General features: G+C 64.6%; 23 protein-coding genes and 1 tRNA gene. 11 read left to right on the top strand and 13 right to left on the bottom strand.

Translation table 11 applies throughout. From position 1 onward, the window contains the following. Positions 1-2: 2 nt before the first annotated feature. On the bottom strand, positions 3-1235 hold the full coding sequence (locus tag CAL18_RS12780; protein ID WP_094818007.1) for a 3-methyl-2-oxobutanoate dehydrogenase (2-methylpropanoyl-transferring) subunit alpha: 1233 nt from the start codon (positions 1233-1235) through the stop codon (positions 3-5). Between the two features lie 298 nt (positions 1236-1533). On the opposite strand from CAL18_RS12780, the gene CAL18_RS12785 reads away from it, so the two are divergent. Continuing rightward, positions 1534-1917 (top strand): RNA-binding S4 domain-containing protein, encoded by a 384-nt coding sequence (locus tag CAL18_RS12785; protein ID WP_094797007.1) that lies wholly within the window; start codon positions 1534-1536, stop codon positions 1915-1917. A 7-nt stretch (positions 1918-1924) separates the two neighbouring features. On the opposite strand, the gene CAL18_RS12790 is transcribed toward CAL18_RS12785, so the two are convergent. Continuing rightward, complete coding sequence (locus CAL18_RS12790) at positions 1925-2422, bottom strand: MgtC/SapB family protein (RefSeq protein WP_026640092.1); 498 nt, start codon at positions 2420-2422, stop codon at positions 1925-1927. 188 nt (positions 2423-2610) lie between these two features. On the opposite strand from CAL18_RS12790, the gene CAL18_RS12795 reads away from it, so the two are divergent. From CAL18_RS12795 to CAL18_RS12825, 8 genes are all read left to right on the top strand, one after another. Beyond that, positions 2611-2687: transfer RNA gene (locus CAL18_RS12795), tRNA-Pro, on the top strand. A gap of 184 nt (positions 2688-2871) precedes the next feature. Then, the gene (locus CAL18_RS19745) at positions 2872-3042 is read left to right on the top strand and encodes a hypothetical protein (protein WP_170940346.1); all 171 of its coding nucleotides are present in this window, start codon (positions 2872-2874) and stop codon (positions 3040-3042) included. Beyond that, positions 3043-3450: a type II toxin-antitoxin system death-on-curing family toxin gene (locus tag CAL18_RS12800; protein WP_094797008.1), complete on the top strand. Its 408-nt coding sequence runs from the start codon at positions 3043-3045 to the stop codon at positions 3448-3450. 197 nt (positions 3451-3647) lie between these two features. After that, complete coding sequence (locus CAL18_RS20035) at positions 3648-3800, top strand: integrase core domain-containing protein (protein ID WP_094797009.1); 153 nt, start codon at positions 3648-3650, stop codon at positions 3798-3800. 223 nt (positions 3801-4023) lie between these two features. Continuing rightward, entirely contained in the window at positions 4024-4887 is an 864-nt protein-coding gene (locus tag CAL18_RS12810) for a response regulator transcription factor (protein WP_051423800.1), read from the top strand. Next, entirely contained in the window at positions 4884-6752 is a 1869-nt protein-coding gene (locus CAL18_RS12815; protein ID WP_094818008.1) for a sensor histidine kinase, read from the top strand. The genes CAL18_RS12810 and CAL18_RS12815 overlap by 4 nt, the downstream gene beginning before the upstream one ends. Positions 6753-6928: 176 nt before the next feature. Next, on the top strand, positions 6929-7663 hold the full coding sequence (locus CAL18_RS12820; RefSeq protein ID WP_094797011.1) for a GGDEF domain-containing protein: 735 nt from the start codon (positions 6929-6931) through the stop codon (positions 7661-7663). A 36-nt stretch (positions 7664-7699) separates the two neighbouring features. Beyond that, positions 7700-8812, top strand: coding sequence for an AMP-binding protein (locus CAL18_RS12825; RefSeq protein WP_026640090.1), 1113 nt, complete (start codon positions 7700-7702; stop codon positions 8810-8812). 15 nt (positions 8813-8827) lie between these two features. On the opposite strand, the gene pgaD is transcribed toward CAL18_RS12825, so the two are convergent. From pgaD to pgaA, 4 genes are read right to left on the bottom strand one after another with little or no spacing between them, the layout of a single operon-like run. Further along, a complete protein-coding gene (pgaD, locus tag CAL18_RS12830) occupies positions 8828-9277 on the bottom strand; it encodes a poly-beta-1,6-N-acetyl-D-glucosamine biosynthesis protein PgaD (protein ID WP_051423797.1) in 450 nt (149 codons plus the stop codon). Continuing rightward, positions 9274-10608: a poly-beta-1,6-N-acetyl-D-glucosamine synthase gene (pgaC, locus tag CAL18_RS12835; RefSeq protein ID WP_094818009.1), complete on the bottom strand. Its 1335-nt coding sequence runs from the start codon at positions 10606-10608 to the stop codon at positions 9274-9276. Before pgaC ends, pgaD begins: the two co-directional genes overlap by 4 nt. Continuing rightward, positions 10605-12626, bottom strand: a complete 2022-nt coding sequence (pgaB, locus tag CAL18_RS12840) for a poly-beta-1,6-N-acetyl-D-glucosamine N-deacetylase PgaB (protein ID WP_038852400.1) — start codon at positions 12624-12626, stop codon at positions 10605-10607. The genes pgaC and pgaB overlap by 4 nt, the downstream gene beginning before the upstream one ends. Before the next feature lie 10 nt (positions 12627-12636). Then, on the bottom strand, positions 12637-15126 hold the full coding sequence (gene pgaA / locus CAL18_RS12845; protein WP_038852399.1) for a poly-beta-1,6 N-acetyl-D-glucosamine export porin PgaA: 2490 nt from the start codon (positions 15124-15126) through the stop codon (positions 12637-12639). A 257-nt stretch (positions 15127-15383) separates the two neighbouring features. Here pgaA and CAL18_RS12850 point away from each other — a divergent pair, with 257 nt between their 5' ends. After that, the gene (locus CAL18_RS12850; RefSeq protein ID WP_026640086.1) at positions 15384-15983 is read left to right on the top strand and encodes a nitroreductase family protein; all 600 of its coding nucleotides are present in this window, start codon (positions 15384-15386) and stop codon (positions 15981-15983) included. A gap of 48 nt (positions 15984-16031) precedes the next feature. Here the strand turns inward: CAL18_RS12850 and CAL18_RS12855 are convergent, their stop codons facing one another. The 3 genes from CAL18_RS12855 to CAL18_RS12865 are packed head-to-tail and all read right to left on the bottom strand — an operon-like array spanning position 16032 to position 19165. After that, positions 16032-17285 (bottom strand): CaiB/BaiF CoA transferase family protein, encoded by a 1254-nt coding sequence (locus tag CAL18_RS12855; protein ID WP_051423796.1) that lies wholly within the window; start codon positions 17283-17285, stop codon positions 16032-16034. Between the two features lie 22 nt (positions 17286-17307). Further along, entirely contained in the window at positions 17308-18117 is an 810-nt protein-coding gene (locus tag CAL18_RS12860; RefSeq protein ID WP_051423795.1) for an enoyl-CoA hydratase/isomerase family protein, read from the bottom strand. 55 nt (positions 18118-18172) lie between these two features. Then, the gene (locus CAL18_RS12865; protein WP_094818010.1) at positions 18173-19165 is read right to left on the bottom strand and encodes a Bug family tripartite tricarboxylate transporter substrate binding protein; all 993 of its coding nucleotides are present in this window, start codon (positions 19163-19165) and stop codon (positions 18173-18175) included. Positions 19166-19290: 125 nt separating this feature from the next. Here CAL18_RS12865 and CAL18_RS12870 point away from each other — a divergent pair, with 125 nt between their 5' ends. Further along, positions 19291-19995, top strand: coding sequence for a GntR family transcriptional regulator (locus tag CAL18_RS12870; protein ID WP_094818011.1), 705 nt, complete (start codon positions 19291-19293; stop codon positions 19993-19995). Positions 19996-20109: 114 nt separating this feature from the next. On the opposite strand, the gene pstB is transcribed toward CAL18_RS12870, so the two are convergent. The 4 genes from pstB to pstS all read right to left on the bottom strand — a co-directional run bounded on the left by pstB (position 20110) and on the right by pstS (position 23964). Further along, the gene (gene pstB, locus CAL18_RS12875; RefSeq protein WP_026640082.1) at positions 20110-20886 is read right to left on the bottom strand and encodes a phosphate ABC transporter ATP-binding protein PstB; all 777 of its coding nucleotides are present in this window, start codon (positions 20884-20886) and stop codon (positions 20110-20112) included. A 41-nt stretch (positions 20887-20927) separates the two neighbouring features. After that, positions 20928-21785, bottom strand: coding sequence for a phosphate ABC transporter permease PstA (gene pstA, locus CAL18_RS12880; RefSeq protein WP_026640081.1), 858 nt, complete (start codon positions 21783-21785; stop codon positions 20928-20930). 19 nt (positions 21786-21804) lie between these two features. After that, a complete protein-coding gene (pstC, locus tag CAL18_RS12885) occupies positions 21805-22821 on the bottom strand; it encodes a phosphate ABC transporter permease subunit PstC (RefSeq protein WP_094818012.1) in 1017 nt (338 codons plus the stop codon). Between the two features lie 102 nt (positions 22822-22923). Further along, positions 22924-23964 carry a phosphate ABC transporter substrate-binding protein PstS gene (pstS, locus tag CAL18_RS12890; RefSeq protein ID WP_026640079.1) on the bottom strand — a complete coding sequence of 347 codons (1041 nt, stop codon included), beginning with the start codon at positions 23962-23964 and terminating at the stop codon, positions 22924-22926. Between the last annotated feature and the right edge of the window lie 11 nt (positions 23965-23975).

Here is a 23975-nt window from a genome sequence, read left to right on the forward strand (position 1 = left end):
GATCAGACCCCCAGCTCTTGGCGTTGCCGGCGCAAATGCGCAGGCATGTCTTTATAGACGTCTTCGAAAATGCTGGCTGCGCTGGGCACGTGCCCGTCGACCAGCGTGCCGTGGCTTTCGGCTTCTTTCAGCGCCGCCAGCACTTCGGCCTCGAGCTCGGCCTTGAGTTCGTCGTGCTGCGCATCGGACCAGATGCCCAGGCCGATCAGGTGCTTCTTGAAACGCGCGATGGGGTCGCCCAGCGGAAAGTGGCTCCAGTCGTCGCCGGGGCGGTACTTTGACGGGTCGTCGGAGGTGGAATGGGGGCCGGCGCGGTAGGTCACCCACTCGATCAGCGTTGGGCCCAGGTTGCGCCGCGCGCGCTCGGCGGCCCATGCCGACGCTGCGTATACGGCCAGGAAATCGTTGCCGTCGACCCGCAGCGACGCAATGCCGCAGCCCACGCCGCGCCCGGCGAACGTGGCGCCCTCGCCGCCCGCAATGGCCTGGAAGGTGGAAATCGCCCACTGGTTATTCACCACGTTCAGGATCACGGGCGCGCGGTAAACATGCGCGAAGGTCAGCGCGGTATGAAAATCGGCCTCGGCCGTGGCGCCGTCGCCGATCCAGGCGGACGCGATGCGGGTATCGCCCTTGATCGCCGACGCCATGCCCCAACCCACCGCCTGGATGAACTGGGTGGCCAGGTTGCCCGATATGCTGAAGAAACCCGCCTCGCGCTTGGAATACATCACCGGCAGCTGCCGCCCCTTGAGCGGATCGCGCTCGTTGGACATCAGCTGGCACATCATCTCGACCAGCGGCACATCGCGCGCCAGCAAAATGCTTTGCTGCCGGTACGTGGGAAAGCACATGTCGCCCGGCTCCAGGGCCAGCGCATGCGCCGAGCCGATGGCCTCTTCGCCCAGGCTCTGCATGTAGAAAGAAATTTTCTTCTGCCGCTGCGCGGTCAGCATGCGCGCATCGAAGATGCGCGTCTTGAGCATTACCCGCATCCCTGTGCGCAACGTATCGGCGGTCAGCTGCGGCGCCCAGGGCCCCACCGCCCGGCCCTCGTCGTCCAGCACACGCACGAGCTCGTAAGCCAGGGGGCCCGTATCGACCGCGGCAACGTTAATGTCAGGTTTGGGAACTTCGCCGGCCGGCGAAAGATGCAGATAGGAAAAGTCGGTCTTGCAGCCTGGACGCCCCGTAGGTTCGGGGACGTGCAGTTTCAGTGGGCCATATTGGCTCATGGGAATGTCTCCACGCTTGATTTTGTCTTGCGTTCTTGCGTTGCAATGGCCTGGTGCTGGAGGTAACCGCGCAGTCGGCCGCTACCGGGGCGCGCGCGGGGTAGTGCGTCGCGTCCGGTTGCAAAAAGATTAGCACAAGGCTTCGCCGTCGCGGTGGTGTGGCAATGCATGAGCGCCGCCGCGGTTGCGCATCGTGAAAAACAGGGGATCTCCCCTGGCCCACGCGGGCCGGAAAGGTGCCCGCGCCCGCCCAACCGCCATACGCCGGGGGCCCGCCATAACCGCTAGAATCGACGTCATGGCAGACAAGATGCGACTGGATAAATGGCTTTGGGCGGCGCGCTTCTATAAGACGCGCAGCCTGGCTGTTCAGGAAATCAACAAAGGACGCGTGCTGGTCAATGATCAGCCCGCCAAGCCGGCTCGCGACATCGCCGTCAACGACCTGATAACCGTACGCAAAGAAGACCCGCCCATGCACGTGCAGGTGCGGGCGCTGTCTTCGGTGCGCGGGCCTGCGCCCGCCGCACGGCTGCTTTATGAAGAAACCCCCGAAAGCATTTTTTCCCGCGAGCGCGCGGCAGAAATGCGGCGCCTGGCGCCCGAGCCGTCGCAGGACATCAAGGATGGCCGGCCGACCAAGCGCGACCGCAGGCTGATCAGCCTGCTGCGCGGCAAGTAAGGCAGCCCTAGCCCTCGGCTTTGCCGCGCGCCTCGATGCGGCGTTCTACCCGCCGCAGCACCGCCAGCACAAACAGCGCAATCAGCGTGCTGACCACCGCCGTGGCCTCGCGTCCCATGCCGGCCGACACACCGATCGCAGCCGTCATCCAGATACTGGCGGACGTTGTCAGGCCATGGATCTCGCCTTCGCCGCTGAGCTTGATGATGGCGCCCGCTCCCAGAAAGCCGATGCCCGCGATAACACCCTGCAGCACCCGGCTGAGATCGCCGACTTCCATGCCGCCCTGCAGCGGCACCAGCACGAACAGCGCTGCCCCCAGGGCCACCAGAATGTGGGTGCGCAGGCCGGCGGCCTTGCCGCTACGTTCGCGCTCGTAGCCCAGCAGGCCGCCCAGCACGAAGGCCATGCCCAGCCGCAGCACGATGCGCGTGAGCTCGCCCACATCGGGAATATCGCTGAATTCACTATAGATAGTGGCCCAGATCTCTTGCCAGACGGTCATGGATGGGGGTCTCCCTAGGCGCGATTGGCTTGCCATGCCCGCCCGAGCGCGAGCATGCACGCCATCATATCGGTTTGCCGTCGGGCGCTTGTATCAGAATTTGGCGCCCCCACCGGCCAGCCTTCCGGACGGTGCCCCGCGCCTGGGGTACAATGCCTCCCCGCTGCTGGTTACAGCCAGCGGCACGTCGGGGCGTAGCGCAGCCTGGTAGCGCATCTGCTTTGGGAGCAGAGGGTCGCGAGTTCGAATCCCGCCGCCCCGACCAATAGAATCAGCGGTTTCGCGATAGCGGCCACTAACAATAAATACCCGCGGGAACAAGAGGTATCGTGGCCTTCCCCCTATAAGGGCAGCTAAATCTACTATGACGTTGCTAGCGAAAATGCCGCAACAACGCGCGGCCGTCGTTGTATAGTTATGGGTACCCGTACGAACGGGCGGAGATTCACATGGCTCAAATGAAAGTGTCTCAAGGTGGGAAGCTGTACGGCTACAAACTGACCGAACGCGCAAAGATCAAGCCGGTGCCTGCGACGACAAATAAGCAACGTGTGGTTACCGATGCCAAGGCGGTGATTAAGACTCACCGTGATGTACTTGTAGCTCTCAGGGATCGCTAATTGCTTGACCCCCAGTTCGTCATCGCTGTACATGACGAAATCATCGCCGAACTGGGAGGCTTGCCCGGTCTGGCTGGCGGTGGTGCCGGCGCAGTAGAAGCTGCGTTGTTTCGCGTCGAGATGCACGCGCAATACGCTGAGTTAAATGACGTGTTTGGTATTGCCGGCCTATATGCCGAGGCAATCGCCCGAGGCCACGTCTTTAATGATGCGAACAAGAGAACCGCTCTTACCTGCGCGCTCACCTATCTATATGGGCAGGGCATTGAGGTACCGCGATCGCCAGAATTAGAAGAAGTAATGGTGCATCTTGCCGCAGGCAATCTGTCAGGCGAAGATGTAGCAGATTTTCTGTACGCAGTGTGGATCGACCACGGACAGCCAGCCGTAGGTAATGCCGCCAATTAAATAAACTGGCTGATTCGCCCCATTTTTCCCGCTCGGAAAGGTGCGGTGTCACAATATAAGCACCGCCACCAAACCCTCGTTATTCAACGTCACAGACGTATCGCTGATGGCTCGCAGCAGATCATTGGTTAGCGGGGCAAGCCCTTAGCCATTCGGTGCGATAACGGACCCAAGTACCTGGGCGCGGCAATTATCGAGTGGGCCGAAGCTGGGAGCGTAAAGCTCCAATATATGCACCGGGCGAGCGGCAACAGAATGCCTACGTCGAACGGTTCAACAGGATCGTGCGTTACAAATGGCCGTCCCAATCTTACTGGGACAATCTGGATCACTTACAGCCCCTCGCGTAGCGATCCTACTTCTGGAATCGCTAAGAGTGGGCATTACCGTCAGCCGCAACATGCGGCTGACCCTTTTCTTTTTTGCGCTCACCGTCGCCAGGCGCGACCCGGCCCCGTCCTGCGGAATTTATGCGCACTCGTGCCAAGGCACCGCACATAGTGATTAAGAGAAGCATTCAAAGCGTGCAATCGTAGCGGGCGCTTGAAGCATCCGGCTACTGGGACACGGAAAATGATCTGCTCTGCAAACGCTCGTTACCACATACTTATCGTGGACGATAATCCGGACGAATTAAAGCTCCTGGTTGAATTGCTGCGGGGGGAGAACTTCCGCATCACGTTGGCGTTCGACGGCAACCAGGGGTACAAGCGTGCGGTGGCAGTGGCGCCCGACCTGATCATCATGGATCTGCGCATGCCGCACACCGACGGATTCACCGCGTGCAGGCTGCTGCAGCACAACCCGGCCACCGCGCAGATTCCCATATTCTTTCTGTCGGCCGCGCGCAGCATGGACGAACGCCTGAGCGGCTTGCGCAACGGGGGCGTGGACTTCGTGTTGAAGCCCTTCGATCCCTCGGAAGTGCTGGCGCGCATCCATATACACCTCAAGCGCGCCCGCCCCCGCGCGATGCCGCCAGCCGCTGCGGCTGCGTCGGCGGCAGACGGGCCGGCCGCTCCGGCGGCACGCCCCAGACTCAGCGCCGAGCAGGTCATCGTCCATGCGGCGACCAGCTACCTGGCGCATTGCCTGGCGGCGCCCCCGCACCTGCCTGATCTTGCGCGAAAGGTCGGCACCTACGAAAAGCGGCTGTCCCAGGCCTTCAGGAAAGTGCTCGGCAAGACCGTCTACGAGTATCTGCGCGACGAGCGCCTGAGGATGGCGCAGGTGCTGCTGGATGACACCACCCTGAGCATCACCGACATCGCCGCCGAAACCGGGTTTTCGAGTCCGGCCAACTTCGCCACGGCCTTTCGCAAGAAAACCGGCGCTACCCCTACGGAGTACCGGCGCAGGCTTGCGCAGCGTATCGACAGCGCCGACCCGATGCCGCCCGGCCCGCTGCACACCCGCTCCCGGACCGAAACGTCATGAGCCGGGGCTACCCGGCCGGCCCGGCAAACACAGCGCAGATTGCGCTGGACAGCACCACACCGGCCTCGGCCCAGGCAGCGGGCTCGGTGGAAACGCTGCACGCACTGGTGATGGCGCACGGCATATTGACGGGCGCGTTCCTGACGCTGGCGTGCCTGGCCGGCGTGCGCGCGGTCCTGTACCGGGCTCGCACATATGCCTGGCTGACATTGGCCGCCGGGGCGGCGCTGTTCCTGCAGTTCACTTTGGCGCACCCCGCCGTTGCAGGCCGGCTGCCAGTGCGCTGGCTGCTGGCGCCAGCCGCCGAGACGCTGGCTGGCGTCGCCCTGGCGACAGCCGCCACCGGACTGATATGCAGCGTGGCCGCGCGCAACCCGGCGCTGCACGCCAATGCGCGCGTCGCCGCGGTGGTGGCCATGGGCATCATCGCGTTGAACGCCTGCGCGTTATGGTTGCCCCACACCGCCACCCAGCTGGCCTTGCTGCTTGCGGCGGGCGCTTGCGCCAGCCTTGCCCTGTTCAGCCTGAGACTACGCGACGTGACGCCGCTGGCCACGCCTCTGGGCTTTACGGCACTGGCGGCATGCGCGCAACTGCTGCTGCGCCTGGATGGCGTCGCCATGCTCCTGCCGCAACCGGCCGCTGCGCAATGGCCGCATTCCAAAGTGGAACCCGAATACCTGGCCAGCGCCCTGGCCAACCTGGGCGCGCTGGGCTTATGGCTGCGGTACCTGGGCGGCGAGCGACCGTCCCTGCCTTCCCCGGATCCCGAGCCAGCCGCAACGCATGCGACGCCGCCCTACGACCCGGCGGCCGAAACCGGGGCCGAAACGGCGCCTGCCCGCGATCCGGAGCAAGAACGCCTCAAGGACCAGGCCAGCCGCACGATCGAAAGCCTGGGTTATCTCGCCCACGACCTGCGGGCTCCGCTGGCCACCATCATGGGGTATGTACGCCTGATGCGCGGCAACAAGGCCCCGGCCCGGCCAGACTATCTGGATGCCATCGAACGCTCTGTCGATTACCAGCTTTCATTGATCGATGACGTACTCGATTACACCAAGGCAGAACTCGCGCCCTTGTATTTGCAACCCCGGGACACCGACCTGCCGGCCCTGCTGGACGCCATAGCTTCCTATGCCCGCGCGCTGGTTCATTCCGGGCGCCACCAGTTCGCGCTCGAGGCCCCGGAACTGCTGCCGGCGCGCGTCGAGGTTGACGGCAAGCGGCTGCAACAGGTGCTGTTGAATCTGCTTTCCAATGCCGTGAAATACTCGTCCCAAGGCACTGTGCGCCTGCTCGTGCAGGCGGAAAAAATTCCCGACATGCCGCGTTGGCGCATGCGGTTCGGCGTCAGGGACGAAGGCATCGGCATCGAGCCCGCCGACCAGGACAGGATATTCGACGCATTCACGCAGCTTGAGCAGACCCAAGGCGGCGCGGGACTGGGGCTGCTCATATCCGAGCGGATCGTGGAAAGCATGGGCGGCACGCTGGCGGTGGACAGCGCGCCGGGAAAAGGCAGCGAATTCAGCTTCGCAATCGAACTGCGAGAAACAGACGGCACGCTCGTGGCGTCCATTGCCGGCACGGGCCCACTCGACGATAGCGACGCATCGCTTGCGCGCATCAGCCTCCCCCCGGTGGCGGCGCGGCTGGAACTCGCGATGCTGGTGCGCGACGGGCGGCTTACCGACATTGAAGAATGGATGTCGCAAGCCGAGCGGGCACAGCCCGACTATAGCCACTACTACGGCGAAATCCGGGCGGCCCTGCAAGCGCTGGACCTGGCGCGCCTGGAAAGGCTGGCCCTGGGGGAACCCAGGGACGAGCCGCCTGCGCAGCCACAAGACGGCAACGCCTGAAAAAGTGCGCGCAAGCAAAGGAATTTCTCTTCCGGAAAAAGTCCGCGCCTAGGCGTGGACCCACACTACCTACTCGCCGAACCCGGCCGGCAGCACGCGGCCCGGCGCGCCTGCCCACGCTGCGGGACAGCATCCGACGCGGCGCCCTCAATCGCTCTACACGCTGCAGGGACACCATGAACCATCAACCGCGACACGAACCTTTCCTGTTTTCACCGCAGACCGCCCTGCTTGCGGCCGGCGACATGCCGCGGGCCGCCGGACCGCGCGGACACTTGACCGCCGGCGCGGCCGCTGCGGGCGATGCGTCCAGCGCCGCGATGCTGGCCCGCATCCGGCAGCTCGAGTCCCAGAACCGCCGGCTGCAGCGCCTGAGCATCACCGACGAGCTGACTTGCGTATACAACCGGCGCCACTTCTCGGCGAGCTTCGCGGCGCTGGTGCACACGCCGCCATCACCGCTGCCGCGCGCGGCGGCGGTGGCGCTGTGCCTGTTCGATATCGATCATTTCAAGGCCTATAACGACGCGTTCGGCCATCCGATGGGCGATGCCGCGCTGCGCGCCGCGGGAACGGCCGTCAAGGCGCTGTTGCGCCGCGAGTCGGACCGGCTGTTCCGTTTCGGCGGGGACGAGTTCGGCGCCCTGTTGCGGGCGGCCACGCCGGCCCATGCCGAGGAATTTGCGCTGAAATGCCAGGCGGCCATCAGCGCGATGAAGATACCGCATCCCGGTACGCCGGGTTCGCTGTTGAGCGCCACCTTTGGCGTGGCATGGCACCCGGCGCCCGCGCGCTGCGGCATAACGGCGCAGCAACTGTACTCGGCGGCCGACAACACGCTTTACGCCGCCAAACAGGCCGGCCGCAATCGCGTGCTGATGCGCATCATGCAAGACCCCGAGCGTGCATGACTCGGCAGTCGAGCAAGCCCCGGATGCCGTGCGTCTATGCGCTTCGACTTCAAGACCGGAACGTTCACCCACATGCGGCATGCCGCCGGCCTGACCGCGGTGGCCAGCCCGAACGGGGCCCTGAGCTGGCAGTCGCTGCGCGCGGCCACCTGGGACTGGATGCGGCGCGCGCGCAGTGCCGGCGTGCGCGCCGACAAGTCCCTGGCCATACTGGGCTGCGACCAGCCATCGTTTGTCACCGCGGTACTGGGCTGCGTGGCGCTGGGCATCCCGTACGTGCCGCTGGACTGCCGCGACAGCGTGTACTGGATCCGCCATCGGATCGACATCGCCCGTTCGTCGCTGATCTACGACCCCCTGGAAGACCGGTTCATTGTCGGGCTGACCGAGACCGCGCCGTTGCGGGAAGCGGGCCTGGCCAGCATCTTGTTCACCACGCCAGCCGGCGGCGACCCACTGGGCGTGCAGATCGGGCGCGAAGGCATGGCACTGTTGGCCAACTGGCTGCGTCACGGGGCAGGCTTCGCGCGCTCGCCGGTGTTCATGGCGTGCCTGCCCTGCGACCATAGCTTTTCACTGATGACGCTGGTGGGCGCGATGGAGCTGGGCGGCACGCATGTAACGTCGCCATCGGGGCAGGACGCCACAGGCGCGGGGCTGGCGCATTATCTGCAGACGCATGGCGTGACGGTGCTCGGCGCCACCCCGGCATTTCTGTGCGGCCAACTGGCGTATCCCGAAATCAGCGGCGACCGGCTGCCCGGGCTCGATACGCTGGTCCTGGCCTGCGAGCCGGCAAGCTGGCGCCAGTTCGCCGAACTGCGGCTGCGGTTTCCCCGCGCACGCATCATCAATACGTTCGGATGCGCCGAACTGGCCGGCCTGGCGACCTGGGGGCCGCTGGACGATGGGCTGCCTGCGCAGCGCGCCGGCCTCTGTCCGCTGGGCAGCGGATTGCGCGACACGCACGTGTTCGTGCAGGACGACGAAGTCTGCTTCGGCGGCAACCACGTCATGCGCGGCTACATCAACGCCGGGCAACTGACGCGCGACCGCCTGTTCACCTACAAAGGCAAGCGGGCCTACCGCACCGGCATGCGCGGCGCCGTCGACGACGACGGCGTGTTGCACTGGCTCAGCGCGACGTGAGCGGGCGGCTGCCCGCTAGGCGGCGTCGGATACCAGCACCAGCCGCGCGCCGGGCGCCTCGACGGCGCTGACCAGCCCGTCCGGGTCATGGTGCACGATGCCCAGCGGACACTCCTGCAGTTGCTTCAATTGCGCGGGCGAGGCGCAGAAGGCAAGCAGGCAGTGCCAGTCATGCAGCTCACCGCCGGCGGCGCGGCGGCACAGCCTGCCGTAACGCATGCGGTTATAGCGCGCCCAGCCAACCAGCACGGCGCTGGCGACCAGCGCACCGGCCACATAGGCCAGCAGCGTATCCAGGGTGGGCAGCAGCCTGGCCCAGGCGTCGGACGGCCCTGCATCGGGGCCTTCGAGCAGCACGGCGGCCACTCCTCCGGCAATCAGGTAGCAGAATCCTATCCAGGCAAGGATGGTCAATGTGCGATCGACGCACAGGGCAAGGAATGAACGTTGGGTGCGTAGGATCATGATGTAGGTGCCTTGATGCCGCGATCCGGGCTCACCCATCGCGCGCGGCGACGCCGGATCATCAGCATGACTTTGGGGAAGCTCACAACGGTAGTGAACAGGTTGATCATCCAGAAGATGAACGGGTACCAGATCACCCAGAACAGCTCGCGCGGCAAGCCGGGTTCGTAGCGCCTGTCTACCAGCAGGCTGATGACAAACTGCAGCAGGCATACGATGGCCAGCACCATCCCCGTGAAAGCGGGCGGCATGAAACTGGCCACTGCCAGCGCCTGCGGCATCGGCAGCCACAACCCCAGCAGGCCGATGACGGTAAAAAAAGCAAACGCGAATGCCCAGAACGTGGACAGGCAGTACTCGGCCATCATTGCCCACATGCGACGGTTCTCCCAGCGCCAGATGCCCGTGACATTCTTGAGAAACACTTCGGCGCCCCCGCGCGCCCAGCGCAGGCGCTGCTTCCAGAGGCCGGCCAGCGTCTCGGGCATGAGAATCCAGCACAGCGCCCGGGGTTCGTAGAACACCGACCAGTGGTCGCGCTGCAGTTTCCAGCTGATATCGATGTCTTCGGTGACCATGTCCAGGCTCCAGTACCCTACCCTGTCCAGAGCCGACCGCCGGAACGCGGCCACCGCGCCGGACACCGTGAAGACCTGGCCGTACACGCGCTGCGCCCGCTTGATCAGGCCGATGATGGAAGAGAACTCGCCCACCTGTATCCGGCCGATCAGCGTCGAGCGCGTGCGCACCCTTGGATTGCCGGTTACCGCACCCACGCGCGGATAGCGAACCAATGGAGCGACCAGATACGCCACCGCATCGGGGTCGAGCAGGGCATCGCCGTCTATGCACACCAGGTATTCGCCGCGCGCGCTCAGCGCCCCCACGCGCAGCGCCATCGCCTTGCCCTGGTTGGCGGCCAGGTGAATGACGCGCAACCGGTCGTGCTCCAGCGCCAGCGCATTGAGCATCGCGCCCGTGGCGTCACTGGATCCATCGTTGATGGCAATGACCTCGATCTTGCGATACCGCTGGTTCAGCACGGCCAGCAACGTCTGTGCGCCATGGTCGGCTTCGTTGAAACACGGCACCAGCACCGATACCAGCGGATGGCCGGGCAGCTCCGGAGGCGGGGTGCCCGGCCCCCAGGGCCAGTGTCGCTCCCATTGCAGCCAGAAATAGATGCCACCGGTCATCCACACGATGGACATGAAAAGGGGATACAGGAAGATGAATTCCAGCAGCACTTCGCTGGTCAGGGCCAGTGCGAATCCCACCGGCAGCCCGGTGACCAGGCACAGGGCCAGAAAGGCTATCAGTCGTTCTATCATCGCAATGGGTACCAGGAGTCAGAGATGGCGGGCCGGATCTCTTCCAGCACCGGGTGGTTCTGCACGAAATCGTCGGGGTAGTAGCCGAAGTTGCGCGCGCCCCGAAGCTGCAGGCGCCGCATCCATTGCGCCAGCACTTCAGTGTCCACCGGCGTGCTTTCGGCCCCATCGGGCGCCCTGCGCCAGTCGCGGGCCTGCAGCTCGAACACGGTGCGCCGCAGCGCGCCGGGCCGCAGGGCGACGGTATCGACTACGCGATCCAGCCACGCCAGTTCCTGGCCTTCGGGCACGTCTTCCATCAGCGGCATGGCCATGGGCGCGGTCCAGTCGTAAGCGGCCAGGAAGTCGTCCAGGTTCTGCGCAAACCATGCCTCGCTGCCGGGGTCGACGATAGGCCCGGCAAACAGGTTGCGGGCGGTCAGGATATGCGGCCCGCGGATGGCTTTCACCTCTTGGGCCAGTTCAAGTGTGAAATCGACCAGATGGCGGCTCTTGAATCGCGTCCATCGCTGCATGGCGTCCGGGTCGGCGCGGATCTCGGCGATGCTGGCCGGCAGGCCGGCGGCCTGGTAGGCCGCCAGCGCGTCGGGGCCGGCGTCTTCGAAATCTGTCAGCAAGGCATCGTCATGGAACAGGATGCCGTCGAACACGGCCTGGCGCGACAAGTCCTGGTAGATCTCGATGATGCGCTGGCGCGCCGTCGCGTCAAACGGCGACAGACGCCGGTATTGCTCGGGGTCGGGCGCTACGGAGCCGGTCTGCGCGTCCCATCGCGTCACGCGCGGCAGGTCGGGATCCAGGTCGAAGCTCAGCACCGGCAGCCAGGCGTACACCTGCACGTGCGCGCGGTTGCGCAGCTGCCATGCCACGCGATTGAACATGTCCGCCCTGACCGGCAGCCACCGGTTCGGAAAGTACAGCTCGCGCGCCAGCCCGTCGCCCTGCGGATCCGCGAACGCCTGCAGGAATACGGTATTGATCTGCATATCGCGTATGCGCTGCACCAGCTCGCCCAGGTTGCGGTCCGCCTGTTCCGGATCCGGGTCATATACATAATCAATATCGACGTGGGCCACCCGCATCAACGGATACGCTTCGATGCCGACCACGGAATTGGCGAACGACGATGTAATCGGGTCGCTGGCGATCAGCAGGCGGGGGGTGGACATCAGGCCCTGTACATGCGCCGGCCCGTCTTCCAGCGTCATGCCCATCTGATAGCCATGCTCGCTGGCGATGCTGAGCCCCGTGCCGCTTTCCGCACCGTACGGCCATACCCAGGCGCGGGGCGGCGTGCCCGCGGCGCGATTGATCTTGCGGGTGACCGCCGCGATATCGCGGTCCAGTCGGGCGCGATGGGCGGTCTCGGATTCATAGGTCTGCGTATCCGCGTCATACAGGCGGATGGCGGCGGCAGGCTCGGTATTGCCCTGCGGATTGGCCAGCGCGCCGAAATGCAGATCGTTAGTGTGGGCGGCGATCTCGACCAGCCCCGATCTGGACAGCTCGGTCACATCGCTCCAGTTCAGGAAGCGCTCGCGTTCCACCGGCTGGCCGCCGAAATCGACGGGCTGACCCTGCGGGGTGTCCATCCATTTGCCCACGGGCGCCACCACGGCCGGCCAGTTGAACGCGCGCAATATCGGCAGCACGCGTGTCAGCGAACTGCGATACCCATCGTCAAACGTCAACAGCACGGCCTTCTCCGGCAAAGGGGCTCCGCCGTCGCGCGCAGTCATGATCTGCGCCAGCGACACGGGCTGGTAGCCGTTTTCGCGCAGCCAGGTGAATTGCTGCACCAGCCGGTCCGTGCGCACGCTGAGAAACCGCTGGTCCGGGTCGCTGTCCTCGACGTCGTGATACCCCAGCACGACAAACTGATTGGTCGGCCATGGCTGGTCGGCGCGAGAGACGGGCCGGTCGTCGGGCGGCACAAACACCGGTATGTCGCGCGCGCAGGCGCACAGCGCGCTCATTGCCAGGAACACCGCCCACCATCGCAAATAATGGAATCGCATGATTGCCCCGCTAGAACCGGAAGGAAAGGTCGAAGACGAGGCGCACTTCGCGTTCGCGGTCGCCGTCATACGGACGGCTGATGCCCGTGGCCGTGGCTCCCAGCGCCAACGCATCGTTCACCTGCCAGCGCTGGCCGTAGCTCAGCGCCACAATGCCCCCGGTGCCGTGGTCGCGCTGGGAATAAAGTCCCACGCCCAGGCCGGCCGTCTGGGTCCAGGCAGACTCGTAGCGGCGGTGCAGCAGGTGTGTCACCTGCAAGCTGGGCAGTACCGTCAGGTCGGCGCGCGGGTTGAAGTACGGCGTGTCGCTGCGCGTATTGCGCGACACCGACACGTCCATGCCCAGGTCCACCGCCAGCTTGGGGGCGGTGTACAGGCGCTCGCGGCCCAGCACGCCGATGCTGAACCGGTCATTGCCGTCACTGAAATGCATGCCCGTCGCCGACAGGGTCCATTCGCGCTGTTCGTCGGCGCGCCAGCGGACAAACGCTTCCACGCTGTTGGCTGAAATGTTGTTGGTCAATGCCCGCAAGGGGGTGGCGCGCGATCGCCAGTCGACACCTGCGCCCACTTGCCAGCTGTCATCCAGGTCCAGCGCGCCTTCCAGGCGCAGGCCCGGCTTGGTGCCGAAGCCATAGTTGTTGGCCGAGGCCTCGGCCTGCACCGTCACGTCACGCACTCGCCACTGCACGCCGCTGCGCGCCCAGCGGTACCGGCCTGTGCCTTCTTCGAACTTGCCCGTGGCATAGCCGGCGCCGACGAAGGCCCGCCAGTCTTCCGAAATGGGCGGCGAGTACAGCACCGTTTCTATGGCGGTTTCTCCGTCTCCGGCCACCGCGCTGTCATTTGCGATGCCGCGCGCGCCCGACACCAGCAGCTCGGCCTTATCGTGCACCTCGATGGCGCGGGCCAGTTGCCGCACCGCGGCGTTATCGGGAAACCGGGCCGTGACGTCCGCGCTGAGCAGGCGGGCCTGGCGCCATTCCTGCAACTCCAGCGCCGTGTAGGCCTGCCCCACCTCTACTGAAAGATTGCGCGGCGCCAGGGTTTCGGCAAGTTTCAATTCCACTTCGGCTTCGCGAGGCCGCTGCCGGGCCAGCAGCGCGTCGGCGCGCGCCGCGCGCAGCCCGGCGTTGTTGGGCGCGAGCCTGACCATCTCGTCGTAGGTTTCCTGCGCCTGCCGGGTGTCGCCCGCCATCAGACGCCCTTGCGCGCCGACCCGCAAGGCTTCAAGATGCAGGTCGTTGGGCATGCGCTCTTCCTGGCCCTTGTAATACAGCCACGGCGCATTGTCGGTCTGGGCCTGCTCGATGATGGCCTGCGCCTCGTCTCGGCGTTCGGCCTCGGCCAGCGAATAAAACAGGCCCGTGTGGCTGGCCAGCCAATCCCCTGGTTCATCCGAGGCGACCTCGGGATCTTCCATCGCGCCGGCAAACAGCGTCGCCGCAGCCTCCGGCTGGCGCAGGTACAGGTAGGCGTTGCCCACATCGTTGAGCACGTAGCGGGGCACGGGCACCTGCTCGGCCTGCAGGCGTTCGTACTCGTCCACAATATCCTGCATGCGTTCGCTGATGTACAACGCGCGCAGGCGGTCGATGCGCGCGCGCTGCACGTCGCCCCTGGCTTCGTCGCCAAGCGCCGTCCATGCCTCGATCTGCGCATCCAGCAACGCCACTGCCCGGTGGGCAACGTCCAGGCGCGCCGCTTCGCCCCGCGCGTTCAAGCCCGCAATGCGCACGAGTTCAGCCGCGTAATCGCCCTCCAGGCGGCGCATCTGGGCCGGCGTGAACAAGTCTGCCCGGCCGCGCGCCACCCGCAATGCCGCCTCGGCCATGCGCGCGCGCTGCAACGCAAACACATAGGCCCGCACTACGTAGGCGCGCTGGGGCGCGAGCTGATAGGCGCGGTCTACCTGTTCCAGTGCTGCGAAATGCTGCTGGCCTCTTGCATAGGCGTACCCCAGCGCGAGCCTGCGGTCTACATTGCGCGGAGCCTGCGCCACAAGCTTGCGACCCAGCTCGATGGCCTCGGCAATTTCGCCGGCGTCGGCCAGCACCATCGTCTCGCCCAGCACGAATGCATCGTCTTCAGGATAGGGGCGCGCGCCCTTGCGGAACACCAGCAGCGCCTGGTTCCACTGTTTCTCGTCGCGATAGGCGCGCGCAACGGTGGCCAGCGCCTCGGCCGGCAGCGGCCGCGCCAGCGCAAGAGATTCATAGACTTCAATGACTTCGGCGCTGCGCCCTGCCCGGCCGGCGATCACGATCAAGTCGACGATGGCGCGCAAGTCCTGCGGGTTCAGGCTGACGCGCTGGCGCAGCATGGCCAGCGCGGGGTCGTAGATGCCCTGGCGCGCTTGGATGATCAGCGCGTCGTATTCCTCGTCGACTTTGGCGGCGGATGCCGGAGCCCATGCCAGCGCGCAAGCCGCGAGCCCATGAACCAATGCCGCTGCCGGGGCCGCCAGGCCGCGATGGATACCAACCCGTATTGAAGCCATACCAGTGTCTTTGCGCAGTCATGGACAACGTTGAGGGGGCAAAACGAGGGCTCAGTATGGGTAGCGTCGAACCGCGGGACGTTTGCGCCACCGGCAATAGGCATTGATCGAACGGAAAACGTTTGGGCGAGCATCCCGGCGCGATTAGCGTCACCGGGGGAACGATCCGTTCCGCGCCTGGCGTCGTTTCAGGGGTACTCGCAGCAGCGCATGGCAGTTAGAATCAAATTCATCTATCTACTGGAAGGAAGATTTTTATGACTAACGCTTTTCTCGACGCCCTGAAGCAACGCCGCACGCAATACGCCCTGGGCCGTAACGTATCGGCCAGCAAAGAAGAACTGCTGCACCTTATTCAAGAAGCCATCAAGCACAGCCCTTCGTCGTTCAACTCGCAAAGTTCGCGTGCGCTGGTGCTGTTCGGCGCCGAAAGCGAAAAGCTGTGGCGCATCGCGGTGGACGAGGTGCGCAAGGTCGCACCCGCCGAAGGATTCGAGAAAACCGAGGCGAAGCTTGCCAGCTTCGCGGCGGGCGTGGGCACCGTCCTGTTCTTTGAAGACCACGACGTGGTGCGCAGCCTGCAAGAGCAGTTCCCGCTATATGCCGACAACTTCCCGGTCTGGTCCGAACAGTCCGGCGGCATGGCGCAAATGGCAGTGTGGGCCACCCTGGCAAACGCCGGCGTGGGCGCAAGCCTGCAGCACTACAACCCGCTGATCGACGATGCCGTGGCGCGCGAATGGAGCATTCCGGCTTCATGGAAGCTGCGCGCGCAGATGCCGTTCGGCTCGAACGAAGCGGGCTTTGGCGAAAAAGCCTTCATGGACGACGCCGAACGGTTCCGCGTCGCCGGCTGAAACCCTGCATGAACGGCGCAGGCACATCTGCCGATGCGCCTGCTCCGTTCAGCCGGCGGCCTCGCCCGGCGGCGTGGCCACGGCCACCACGCCCGATTCGATCAGCGCGCCGATTTCCCGGGCGCCATAGCCGAATTCCCCCAGGATCGACACGGTGTCCTCGCCCAACTGCGGCGCGGCGCGATGATACTGGGCGGGAGTCGCCGACAGCTTGACGGGCATGCCGACCGTGCGCACCTTGCCCGCCACCGGATGCTCCTGTTCGACCACCATGCCGCGCGCCAGAGTTTGCGGGTGCGACAGGGCCTGGGCCACGGAATGTACCGGGCCGGCGGGCACGCCGGCATCGTCGAAGATTTCCAGCCATTCTTGCGCGCTGCGGGTCTGCAGGATGGCAGACATGCATTGCACCAGTTCGTCGCGATTGTTCATGCGGTCGCGGTTGCGTGCAAAGCGCGGGTCCTCCGCCCATTCCGGCTTGCCCAGCGCGGCTGCGATGCGCTGCCAGTTTTTCTCGTTGGCCCCGCCGATGATGATCCATTCCGTGGCGGTGGGAAACGCCTGGTAGGGCGCGCTGAGCACGTGAGCCGACCCGGTGGGACCGGGGGACACGCCGCTGCCGAAGTAGATCGCCGCGTGCCAGTACAGCTGCTGCAGGCTGGCTTCCAGCAGCGAAGTTTCCACCATCTGGCCTTCGCCCGTGCGCAGCTTGTGCTGGTAGGCGGCCAGCACGCCAAAAGCCGCCAGCAGACCTGCGTTGATATCGGCTACCGAGTTTCCGGTGCGCAACGGCGGTCCGCCCGGTTCGCCGGTAATGGCCATGAGCCCCGAAAACCCTTGCGCCACCAGATCGAAGCCGCCCTTGTCGGCATATGGCCCGGTCAGTCCGTAGCCGGACACCGCGCAGTAGATCAGGCCAGGGTTTTCTTTGCGCAGCGCGTCGTAGCCAAGTCCGAGCTTGTCCATCGTGCCCTTGCGGAAGTTCTCGGTCACGACGTCGGCGTCGCGGATCATGCGCAACAGAATCTTCTTGCCTTCCGGGTGCTTCAGGTCCAGCGCAATGGCGCGCTTGTTGCGGTTGAGCATCAGGAAAGGGGCCGAGACGCCATTGATCAGGGGGTCGCGATACTGGCGCGAATCGTCGCCGCCGTTGATCTTTTCGACCTTGATCACGTCCGCGCCCATGTCGGCCAGCATCATGCCGCAGGTGGGTCCGGCCATGATCTGCGCCAGTTCGATGACGCGCATTCCCGCCAGTGCGCCCTTGGCGTTGCCGGGAGAAGTTCCAGTGGATGATTGCATTGCATGGGCTCCTGATCGGGTATCAGCGTCCTTGGAAGCGGGGCTTTTCCTTGGACAGGAAAGCGCGGTAGCCGCTGCGGAAGTCTTCGGTGTCAAAGCAGTCGAACGCCTCGTCGCGGTCTTCGTCGGCAAGCGCCTTGCCGCTGACCAGATTGCCGACGAATTTCTTGTGCCAGCGGGCCACGAGCGGGGCCCCTTCGGCGATCCGGCGCGCCGTGGCCTGCGCCTCGGCCGCGACGTCGTCGTCGGACGCCACCCGCGTCACGACGCCCAATCGCAGCGCTTCGGATGCATCGAAAATGGTGCCCTCCAGCAAGACCTGCAGCGCCACTGATGGGCCCACCAACCGCACCAGCGGCCCGAGTTCCGAGTACGACATCACCAGGCCCAGGTTCTTGATGGGCACACCGAAGCGTGAGCTTGCGCCGCAAATGCGGATGTCGGCCAGGCAGGCGATCTCCAGGCCTCCCCCGACGCAGATGCCATGGATCTGCGCCACGATGGGGTGCGGGCAATCTTGCAGGGCCTCGATTGTGCGGCGCATGACGGCCCCGTATATCCGCGCCTGTTGTTTGTTGCTGCGGCTGGTTTCGAATTCGCCGATGTCATTGCCGGGAGAAAACGCCTTTTCTCCGGCTCCGCGCAGGATGATGCAGCGCACGCTGTCGTCCGCGCCCAGCTCAAGAAACGTGTCGCCCAGCAGTCGCCATCCGTCGATGGTGAAGGCATTGAGCTTTTCGGGGCGGTTCAGCACGACAGTAACGATACCGTCATCGCGCTGTACAAGGACCAGCGGCTCGCCGGCCGCGTTGGTGCAAGCGTTCGTGTTCATGGAGCTTCCTTTGTGAGCAGGATCGGGGCCTGGCGGCCCCGGTGGAGCCAATGGGCTATTGCGGCGTCAGCCCCAGGCTCTTGGTGATCTTGGCGTACTTCTGCCATTCGTCTTGCAAGTAGCTTGCAAACGCGGCGGGCGAATCCGGGCCGCCGCCCAGGTCCATGCCCTGATCCGCCAGCTTGCCGGCGACTTCGGCGTCGGCAAGCGTGGTGGACAGGGCATCGTCGAGCTTTTCCAGTATGGGTGCAGGCAGCTTGGCCGGAGCCAGCACCGCATACCACTGCAAGATGTCCATGCCCTTGACGCCGGCCTCTTCCAGTGTGGGCACGTCGGGCAAGCGCTTGGCGCGCTGCGCGCTGGTGACGGCCAACGGCCGCAGCTTGCCGGCCTGGATCTGGCCGATGGCGCCGGGCAGCGTGTCGAAATTCATGTCGACCACGCCCCCCAGCAGATCCGTCATGGCCTGGCCGCTACCTTTGTAGGGAACGTGTTCCATCTGTACGCCGGCAATCTGCGAAAACCTCTCCGCGCTCAGGTGCTGCGGACCGCCCAGGCCCGACGACGCATACACCAGCTGCTTGGGCTTTGCGCGGGCATCATTCACCAGCTCCTGCACCGACGTGTAGTTGCGCTTGGCGGGATTGACGATCAACACGTTCGGCACCGAGCCGATATATCGCACCGGCGTGAAGTGGTCGATGGAATCGATGTTTCCCTTGATGACCTGGGGCGCGGCGACAGTGCTCTGCATGTTGGCCAGCAGCAGCGTGTAGCCATCGGGGTCGGACTTTGCCACATAGTCGGCGGCGATCAGCCCCGAGGCGCCAGGCTTGTTTTCGACCACGACCTGCTGCCCCAACACGTCGGACAGCTTGGCGGCCACGATGCGGGCCGATACATCGGTGCCGCCGCCGGGCACGAAACCCACTACCAGGCGCACCGGCCTTTGTGGCCAGTTGGCGTCCTGGGACAGGGCGGGTGCGGCCAATGCGGCCAGGGTTACGGTGGCCAGGGCGCGAGCCCAGGCACGAACTGGGGTATACATAGATAGTCTCCTCGTGGGGCCCCCCGTCGGCATTGGCATGCTCTATGATGGGGCGAACTGGTATACCACTGGTATTTGGTATACCAGATACCAAATTAATCGATTCAGGACGATTGAGCAACCCCATGGCTATCGCTGATGCAATTTCCGCCGCGCCCTCGCCGGGCGGCCTGTCGATCAACCACCCCACCCTGGCGGCCGTCGTGGCCGAGCGGCTGCGGCAGCTGATCATCGATGGCACCCTCAAGCCCGGCACCTGGCTGAACGAGCGGGATCTGTGTGAAAAACTGAAGATTTCGCGTACGCCACTGCGCGAGGCCTACCGGATGCTGGCCTCCGACGGCTTGCTGGCCCTGCAGCCCAAGCGCGGCGCGATGGTGGTGGAACTATCGGCCTACGATGTCGAAAATATTTTCGATGTGCTGGGCGTACTCGAAGGCCTGGCCGCGCGCAGCGCCGCCGAACGGGCCAGTGACGAAGAGCTCGCGCATATTGCGCACCTTCATGAACAGACCCGCGTGTTCTACGAGCAGCGGGATATCCGCGCCTATTACGCCAACAGCATGGGCACGCATATTGCCATCAACCGTGCGGCCCATAATCCGTCGCTGTCACATACCTACGACCGCCTGAATCTGCAGGTGCAGGCGCTGCGGTACCGGTCGAATTTCGACGAGGCCGAATGGACCAGGGCGATGAACGACCACGATGCTTTCGTGGGCGCCCTGCTGCGGCGAGACGGCGAAGAAGCCGAAAAACTCATACGCGCGCACCTTGCGGGGCGCAAGACATATCATTTGCGGGTTGCGGAACAATCGGTGCCGGTGTGACGGGGTGGCGCCATTCGGCCGGTGTCTGACTCCCGCAGGGTGTCTGACACCGTCTACATCGCTTGGTGTCTGACTCCCGCAGGGTGTCTGACACCGTCTACATGGCTGCGCCCGTCAGCCGAAGCGCCCGGTGATGTAGTCTTCGGTTTCTTTGCGGCTGGGCTTGACGAAGATCTGGTCGGTGGCGCCGTATTCCATCAGCTCGCCCAGGTACATATAGGCGGTGTAGTCGGAACAACGAGCGGCCTGCTGCATATTGTGGGTGACGATGACGACGGTGTAGTCGTTCTTCAGTTCGGCGATCAGTTCTTCGATCTTGGCGGTAGAGATCGGATCCAGCGCCGAGCACGGTTCGTCCAGCAACAGGACTTCGGGCTTGATGGCAACGCCGCGCGCGATGCACAGGCGTTGCTGCTGCCCGCCCGACAGGCTGTTGCCGCTCTGGTGCAGCTTGTCTTTGACTTCGCCCCACAGCGCCGCCTTGGTCAGCGCCCATTCGACGCGCTCGTCCATCTCGCCCTTGGAAAGGCGCTCGAAAAGGCGCACCCCGAAAGCGATGTTGTCATAGATGCTCATGGGAAACGGCGTGGGCTTCTGGAACACCATGCCGATCTTGGCGCGGATGAGCGAGATATCGGTCTTGGAGGTGAGCAGGTTTTCGCCATCGAGCAGAATCTCGCCCTCGGCGCGTTGCCCCGGGTAGAGCTCGAACATGCGATTGAACGTGCGCAGCAGCGTCGATTTTCCGCAGCCCGACGGGCCGATGAACGCCGTGACCTTGTGCTCGGGGATAGACAGGTTCACGTTGCGGATCGCGTGGAATTTGCCATAGTAGAAGTTCAGGTTCTTGACTTCGAGCTTGGCTTTGGCGGCGTTGGCGGTGTTTTCCATTGACTTTCCCGAGTCCGGCGCGCGGGCGCGCCGGTGTGCGATCACGATTTGCGGAACAGGTTGCGGGCCAGGATGTTGATGCCCAGCACCAGCAGGGTAATAAGGGTGGCGCCGGCCCAGGCCAGGTCGTTCCAGTCCTGGAACGGGCTGGCCGCGTATTGGTAGATGACCACCGGAAGGTTGGCCATGGGCTGGTTCATGTTCAGCGACATGAACTGGTTCGACAGCGCGGTAAAGAGCAGCGGCGCGGTTTCGCCCGAAATGCGCGCGATGGCAAGCAGAATGCCGGTGATGATGCCCGTCTTGGCGGCGCGATAGCACACCATCGTGATCATGCGCCACTTGGGGCAGCCCAGCGCCGCCGCGGCTTCGCGCAGGCTGTTGGGCACCAGCATCAGCATGTTGTCGGTGGTGCGCACCACTACCGGTATCACCAGGATCGACAGCGCCAGCGCACCCGCCCAGCCCGAATAGTGGCCCACCTGCGCCACATACACGGCGTAGATGAACAGGCCGATGATGATCGAAGGCGCCGACAGCAGCACGTCGTTCAGGAAGCGGGTGGCCGGCGCGAGCCAGCCGCGCTGCCCGTACTCGGCCAGGTAGGTGCCGGCCAGGATGCCCACCGGCGTACCCACCAAGGTGCCTACGCCGGCCATCAGCAGGCTGCCCACGATGGCGTTGATCAGCCCGCCCTGTTGCCCGGGCGGCGGCGTGATTTCGGTGAACAGCGTCAGCGACAAGGCGGGCGCGCCCTTGAACACCAGCGTAAGAATGATCCAGAACAGCCAGAACAACCCGAACAGCAATGCCGCCAGCGAGATGGTCAGCATCACGCGGTTGACCAGCCGCCGGCGGCGGTAGATGCCGTTGTTCATGTTGAGCACAGATTCAGCCATGATGATTCCGGGTATGGGGTCAGGTTTTCAGGCCTTCCGCCTTGGAAAGACGGACGAGCAGGACCTTGGAGAAGGCCAGCACCACGGTGGTGATCAGGAACAGGATCAGGCCCAGTTCGAGCAGCGCCGATTTCTGCATGCCCCCGGCTTCGTTGAATTCATTGGCCAGCGCCGACGCGATGGAGTTGCCCGGCGAGAACAGCGAATCGGGCCAGCGGAACGCGTTGCCGATGACGAAGGTGACCGCCATGGTTTCGCCCAATGCCCGGCCCAGGCCCAGCATAATGCCGCCGATCACGCCCGATTTGGTATACGGCAGCACCACGCGCCACATGACTTCCCAGGTCGAGCTGCCCAGCCCGTATGCGGACTCTTTGAGCATGGCGGGTACCAGTTCGAACACGTCGCGCATTACCGCGGCGATGAACGGAATGATCATGATCGACAGGATCAGCCCTGCGGTGAATATCCCGATGCCGAACGGCGGCCCGGCGAAAATGCCGCCGATAAGCGGCAGGCTGCCCAGCGTGGCGATAAGCCCGGGCTGCACGTACTGCTGGAAAATCGGCACGAACACGAACAGCCCCCACATCCCGTAGATGATCGACGGGATGGCGGCCAGCATTTCGATGGCGGTGCCCAGCGGGCGGCGCAGCCACGCGGGCGACAGTTCGGTCAGGAAGATGGCGATGCCGAATGACACCGGCACGGCGATGACCAGCGCAATGAACGAGGTCAGCAGCGTACCGACGATGGGCACGACGGCCCCGAAGTTCCGCTGCACGGGATCCCAGTCGTTGGTCCAGAGAAACGCCAGCCCGTATTCGGACAGGGTTTCGCGGCTACCGTAGATCAACGACAACATGATGGCCGCCAGCAGAATGAACACCAGGAAGGCGAACAGGCGGGTCAGGTTCTTGAACAGCGCATCCATTAGCGCGTTTTTGCTTTGCTTCATAGGCGAAGGCGTGCCGGTGGTGACGGTTTCCGACCCGGGGGCCGGCTGCAGCACCGTATTATCCAATACCGCGCTCATGGATGGGTTTTCCTTGGGAAGAGTCCGGAAACCGCGCCGCCCGGCCGGGCGGCGCGGCGCGCGCAGCCGCCGCGGCCCGCGCGCCCGAAGATGGCAGACCGATTATTGCCAGACCGGCTTGCCGTCGGCGCTCTTGATTTCGCCCCAGGCGGCGCGAATTTCGGCGGTAACCGAGTCAGGCAGCGGCACGTAGTCCAGCGCCGCGGCAGATTCCTTGCCGTTCTTGAAGGCCCAGTCAAAAAACTCGAGCACCGCGCGGCCCTGTTCGGGCTTGTCCTGCACCTTGTGCACCAGGATGAACGTGGCGGCGGTGACAGGCCACGATTCGGCGCCGGGCTCGTTGGTCAGCACCACGCCCATGCCGGGAGCGCCCTTCCAGTCGGCGTTGGCGGCCGCGGCAGCGAATGCCGACTGCTCGGGCTGCACGAACTTGCCGTCGCGGTTCTGCAACTGGGTCCACGACAGTTTGTTCTGCTTGGCGTAGGCGTACTCGACGTAGCCGATCGAGTTCTTCAGTTGGCCCACATAGGCCGCCACGCCTTCATTACCCTTGCCGCCCTGACCGGTGGGCCACTTCACTGCCTTGCCCTCGCCTACCTTCTCTTTCCACTCGGGCGAGACTTTCGACAGGTAGTTGGTCCAGCCAAAGGTGGTGCCCGAGCCGTCCGAGCGGTGTACCACGATGATGTCGGACGACGGCAGCTTCAGATCCGGGTTCAGCGCCTTGATGGCGGCGTCGTCCCATTTCTTGACCTTGCCCAGGAAGATATCGGCCAGCACGGGGCCCGACAGCTTCAGCTGGCCGGGTTGGATACCGTTGATATTGACTACCGGCACGGTGCCGCCGATAACGGCGGGAAACTGCAGCAGACCGCTTTTTTCCAGGTCTTCGGCCTTGAGGGGATCGTCCGAAGCGCCGAAATCGACCGTCTTGGCCTTGATCTGCTGCTGCCCGCCGCCCGAGCCGATCGACTGGTAGTTCACGGCATTGTCGGTAGCCGCCTTGTAGTCGGACGCCCACTTGGCGTAGATCGGGTACGGAAACGACGCTCCGGCGCCGGTGATATTGGCAGCCTGCACCGCAAAGACGGCGCCGGCAAGCACGGCGCCCAGGGAAATCTGCTTGAAAACACGGTTGAACATGCGGGTTCCTT

The sequence above is a fragment of the Bordetella genomosp. 7 genome (assembly GCF_002261415.1).
In the GTDB taxonomy this organism is placed as follows: domain Bacteria; phylum Pseudomonadota; class Gammaproteobacteria; order Burkholderiales; family Burkholderiaceae_B; genus Bordetella_A.

Excerpts from the sequence above, each read along its gene's own strand:
- CAL18_RS12780 (WP_094818007.1), bottom strand. The coding sequence starts at position 1,235 with ATGAGCCAATATGGCCCACTGAAACTGCACGTCCCCGAACCTACGGGG.
- CAL18_RS12785 (WP_094797007.1), top strand. The coding sequence starts at position 1,534 with ATGGCAGACAAGATGCGACTGGATAAATGGCTTTGGGCGGCGCGCTTC.
- CAL18_RS12790 (WP_026640092.1), bottom strand. The coding sequence starts at position 2,422 with ATGACCGTCTGGCAAGAGATCTGGGCCACTATCTATAGTGAATTCAGC.
- CAL18_RS19745 (WP_170940346.1), top strand. The coding sequence starts at position 2,872 with ATGGCTCAAATGAAAGTGTCTCAAGGTGGGAAGCTGTACGGCTACAAA.
- CAL18_RS12810 (WP_051423800.1), top strand. The coding sequence starts at position 4,024 with ATGATCTGCTCTGCAAACGCTCGTTACCACATACTTATCGTGGACGAT.
- CAL18_RS12815 (WP_094818008.1), top strand. The coding sequence starts at position 4,884 with ATGAGCCGGGGCTACCCGGCCGGCCCGGCAAACACAGCGCAGATTGCG.
- CAL18_RS12820 (WP_094797011.1), top strand. The coding sequence starts at position 6,929 with ATGAACCATCAACCGCGACACGAACCTTTCCTGTTTTCACCGCAGACC.
- CAL18_RS12825 (WP_026640090.1), top strand. The coding sequence starts at position 7,700 with ATGCGCTTCGACTTCAAGACCGGAACGTTCACCCACATGCGGCATGCC.
- pgaD (WP_051423797.1), bottom strand. The coding sequence starts at position 9,277 with ATGATCCTACGCACCCAACGTTCATTCCTTGCCCTGTGCGTCGATCGC.
- pgaC (WP_094818009.1), bottom strand. The coding sequence starts at position 10,608 with ATGATAGAACGACTGATAGCCTTTCTGGCCCTGTGCCTGGTCACCGGG.
- pgaB (WP_038852400.1), bottom strand. The coding sequence starts at position 12,626 with ATGCGATTCCATTATTTGCGATGGTGGGCGGTGTTCCTGGCAATGAGC.
- pgaA (WP_038852399.1), bottom strand. The coding sequence starts at position 15,126 with ATGGCTTCAATACGGGTTGGTATCCATCGCGGCCTGGCGGCCCCGGCA.
- CAL18_RS12850 (WP_026640086.1), top strand. The coding sequence starts at position 15,384 with ATGACTAACGCTTTTCTCGACGCCCTGAAGCAACGCCGCACGCAATAC.
- CAL18_RS12855 (WP_051423796.1), bottom strand. The coding sequence starts at position 17,285 with ATGCAATCATCCACTGGAACTTCTCCCGGCAACGCCAAGGGCGCACTG.
- CAL18_RS12860 (WP_051423795.1), bottom strand. The coding sequence starts at position 18,117 with ATGAACACGAACGCTTGCACCAACGCGGCCGGCGAGCCGCTGGTCCTT.
- CAL18_RS12865 (WP_094818010.1), bottom strand. The coding sequence starts at position 19,165 with ATGTATACCCCAGTTCGTGCCTGGGCTCGCGCCCTGGCCACCGTAACC.
- CAL18_RS12870 (WP_094818011.1), top strand. The coding sequence starts at position 19,291 with ATGGCTATCGCTGATGCAATTTCCGCCGCGCCCTCGCCGGGCGGCCTG.
- pstB (WP_026640082.1), bottom strand. The coding sequence starts at position 20,886 with ATGGAAAACACCGCCAACGCCGCCAAAGCCAAGCTCGAAGTCAAGAAC.
- pstA (WP_026640081.1), bottom strand. The coding sequence starts at position 21,785 with ATGGCTGAATCTGTGCTCAACATGAACAACGGCATCTACCGCCGCCGG.
- pstC (WP_094818012.1), bottom strand. The coding sequence starts at position 22,821 with ATGAGCGCGGTATTGGATAATACGGTGCTGCAGCCGGCCCCCGGGTCG.
- pstS (WP_026640079.1), bottom strand. The coding sequence starts at position 23,964 with ATGTTCAACCGTGTTTTCAAGCAGATTTCCCTGGGCGCCGTGCTTGCC.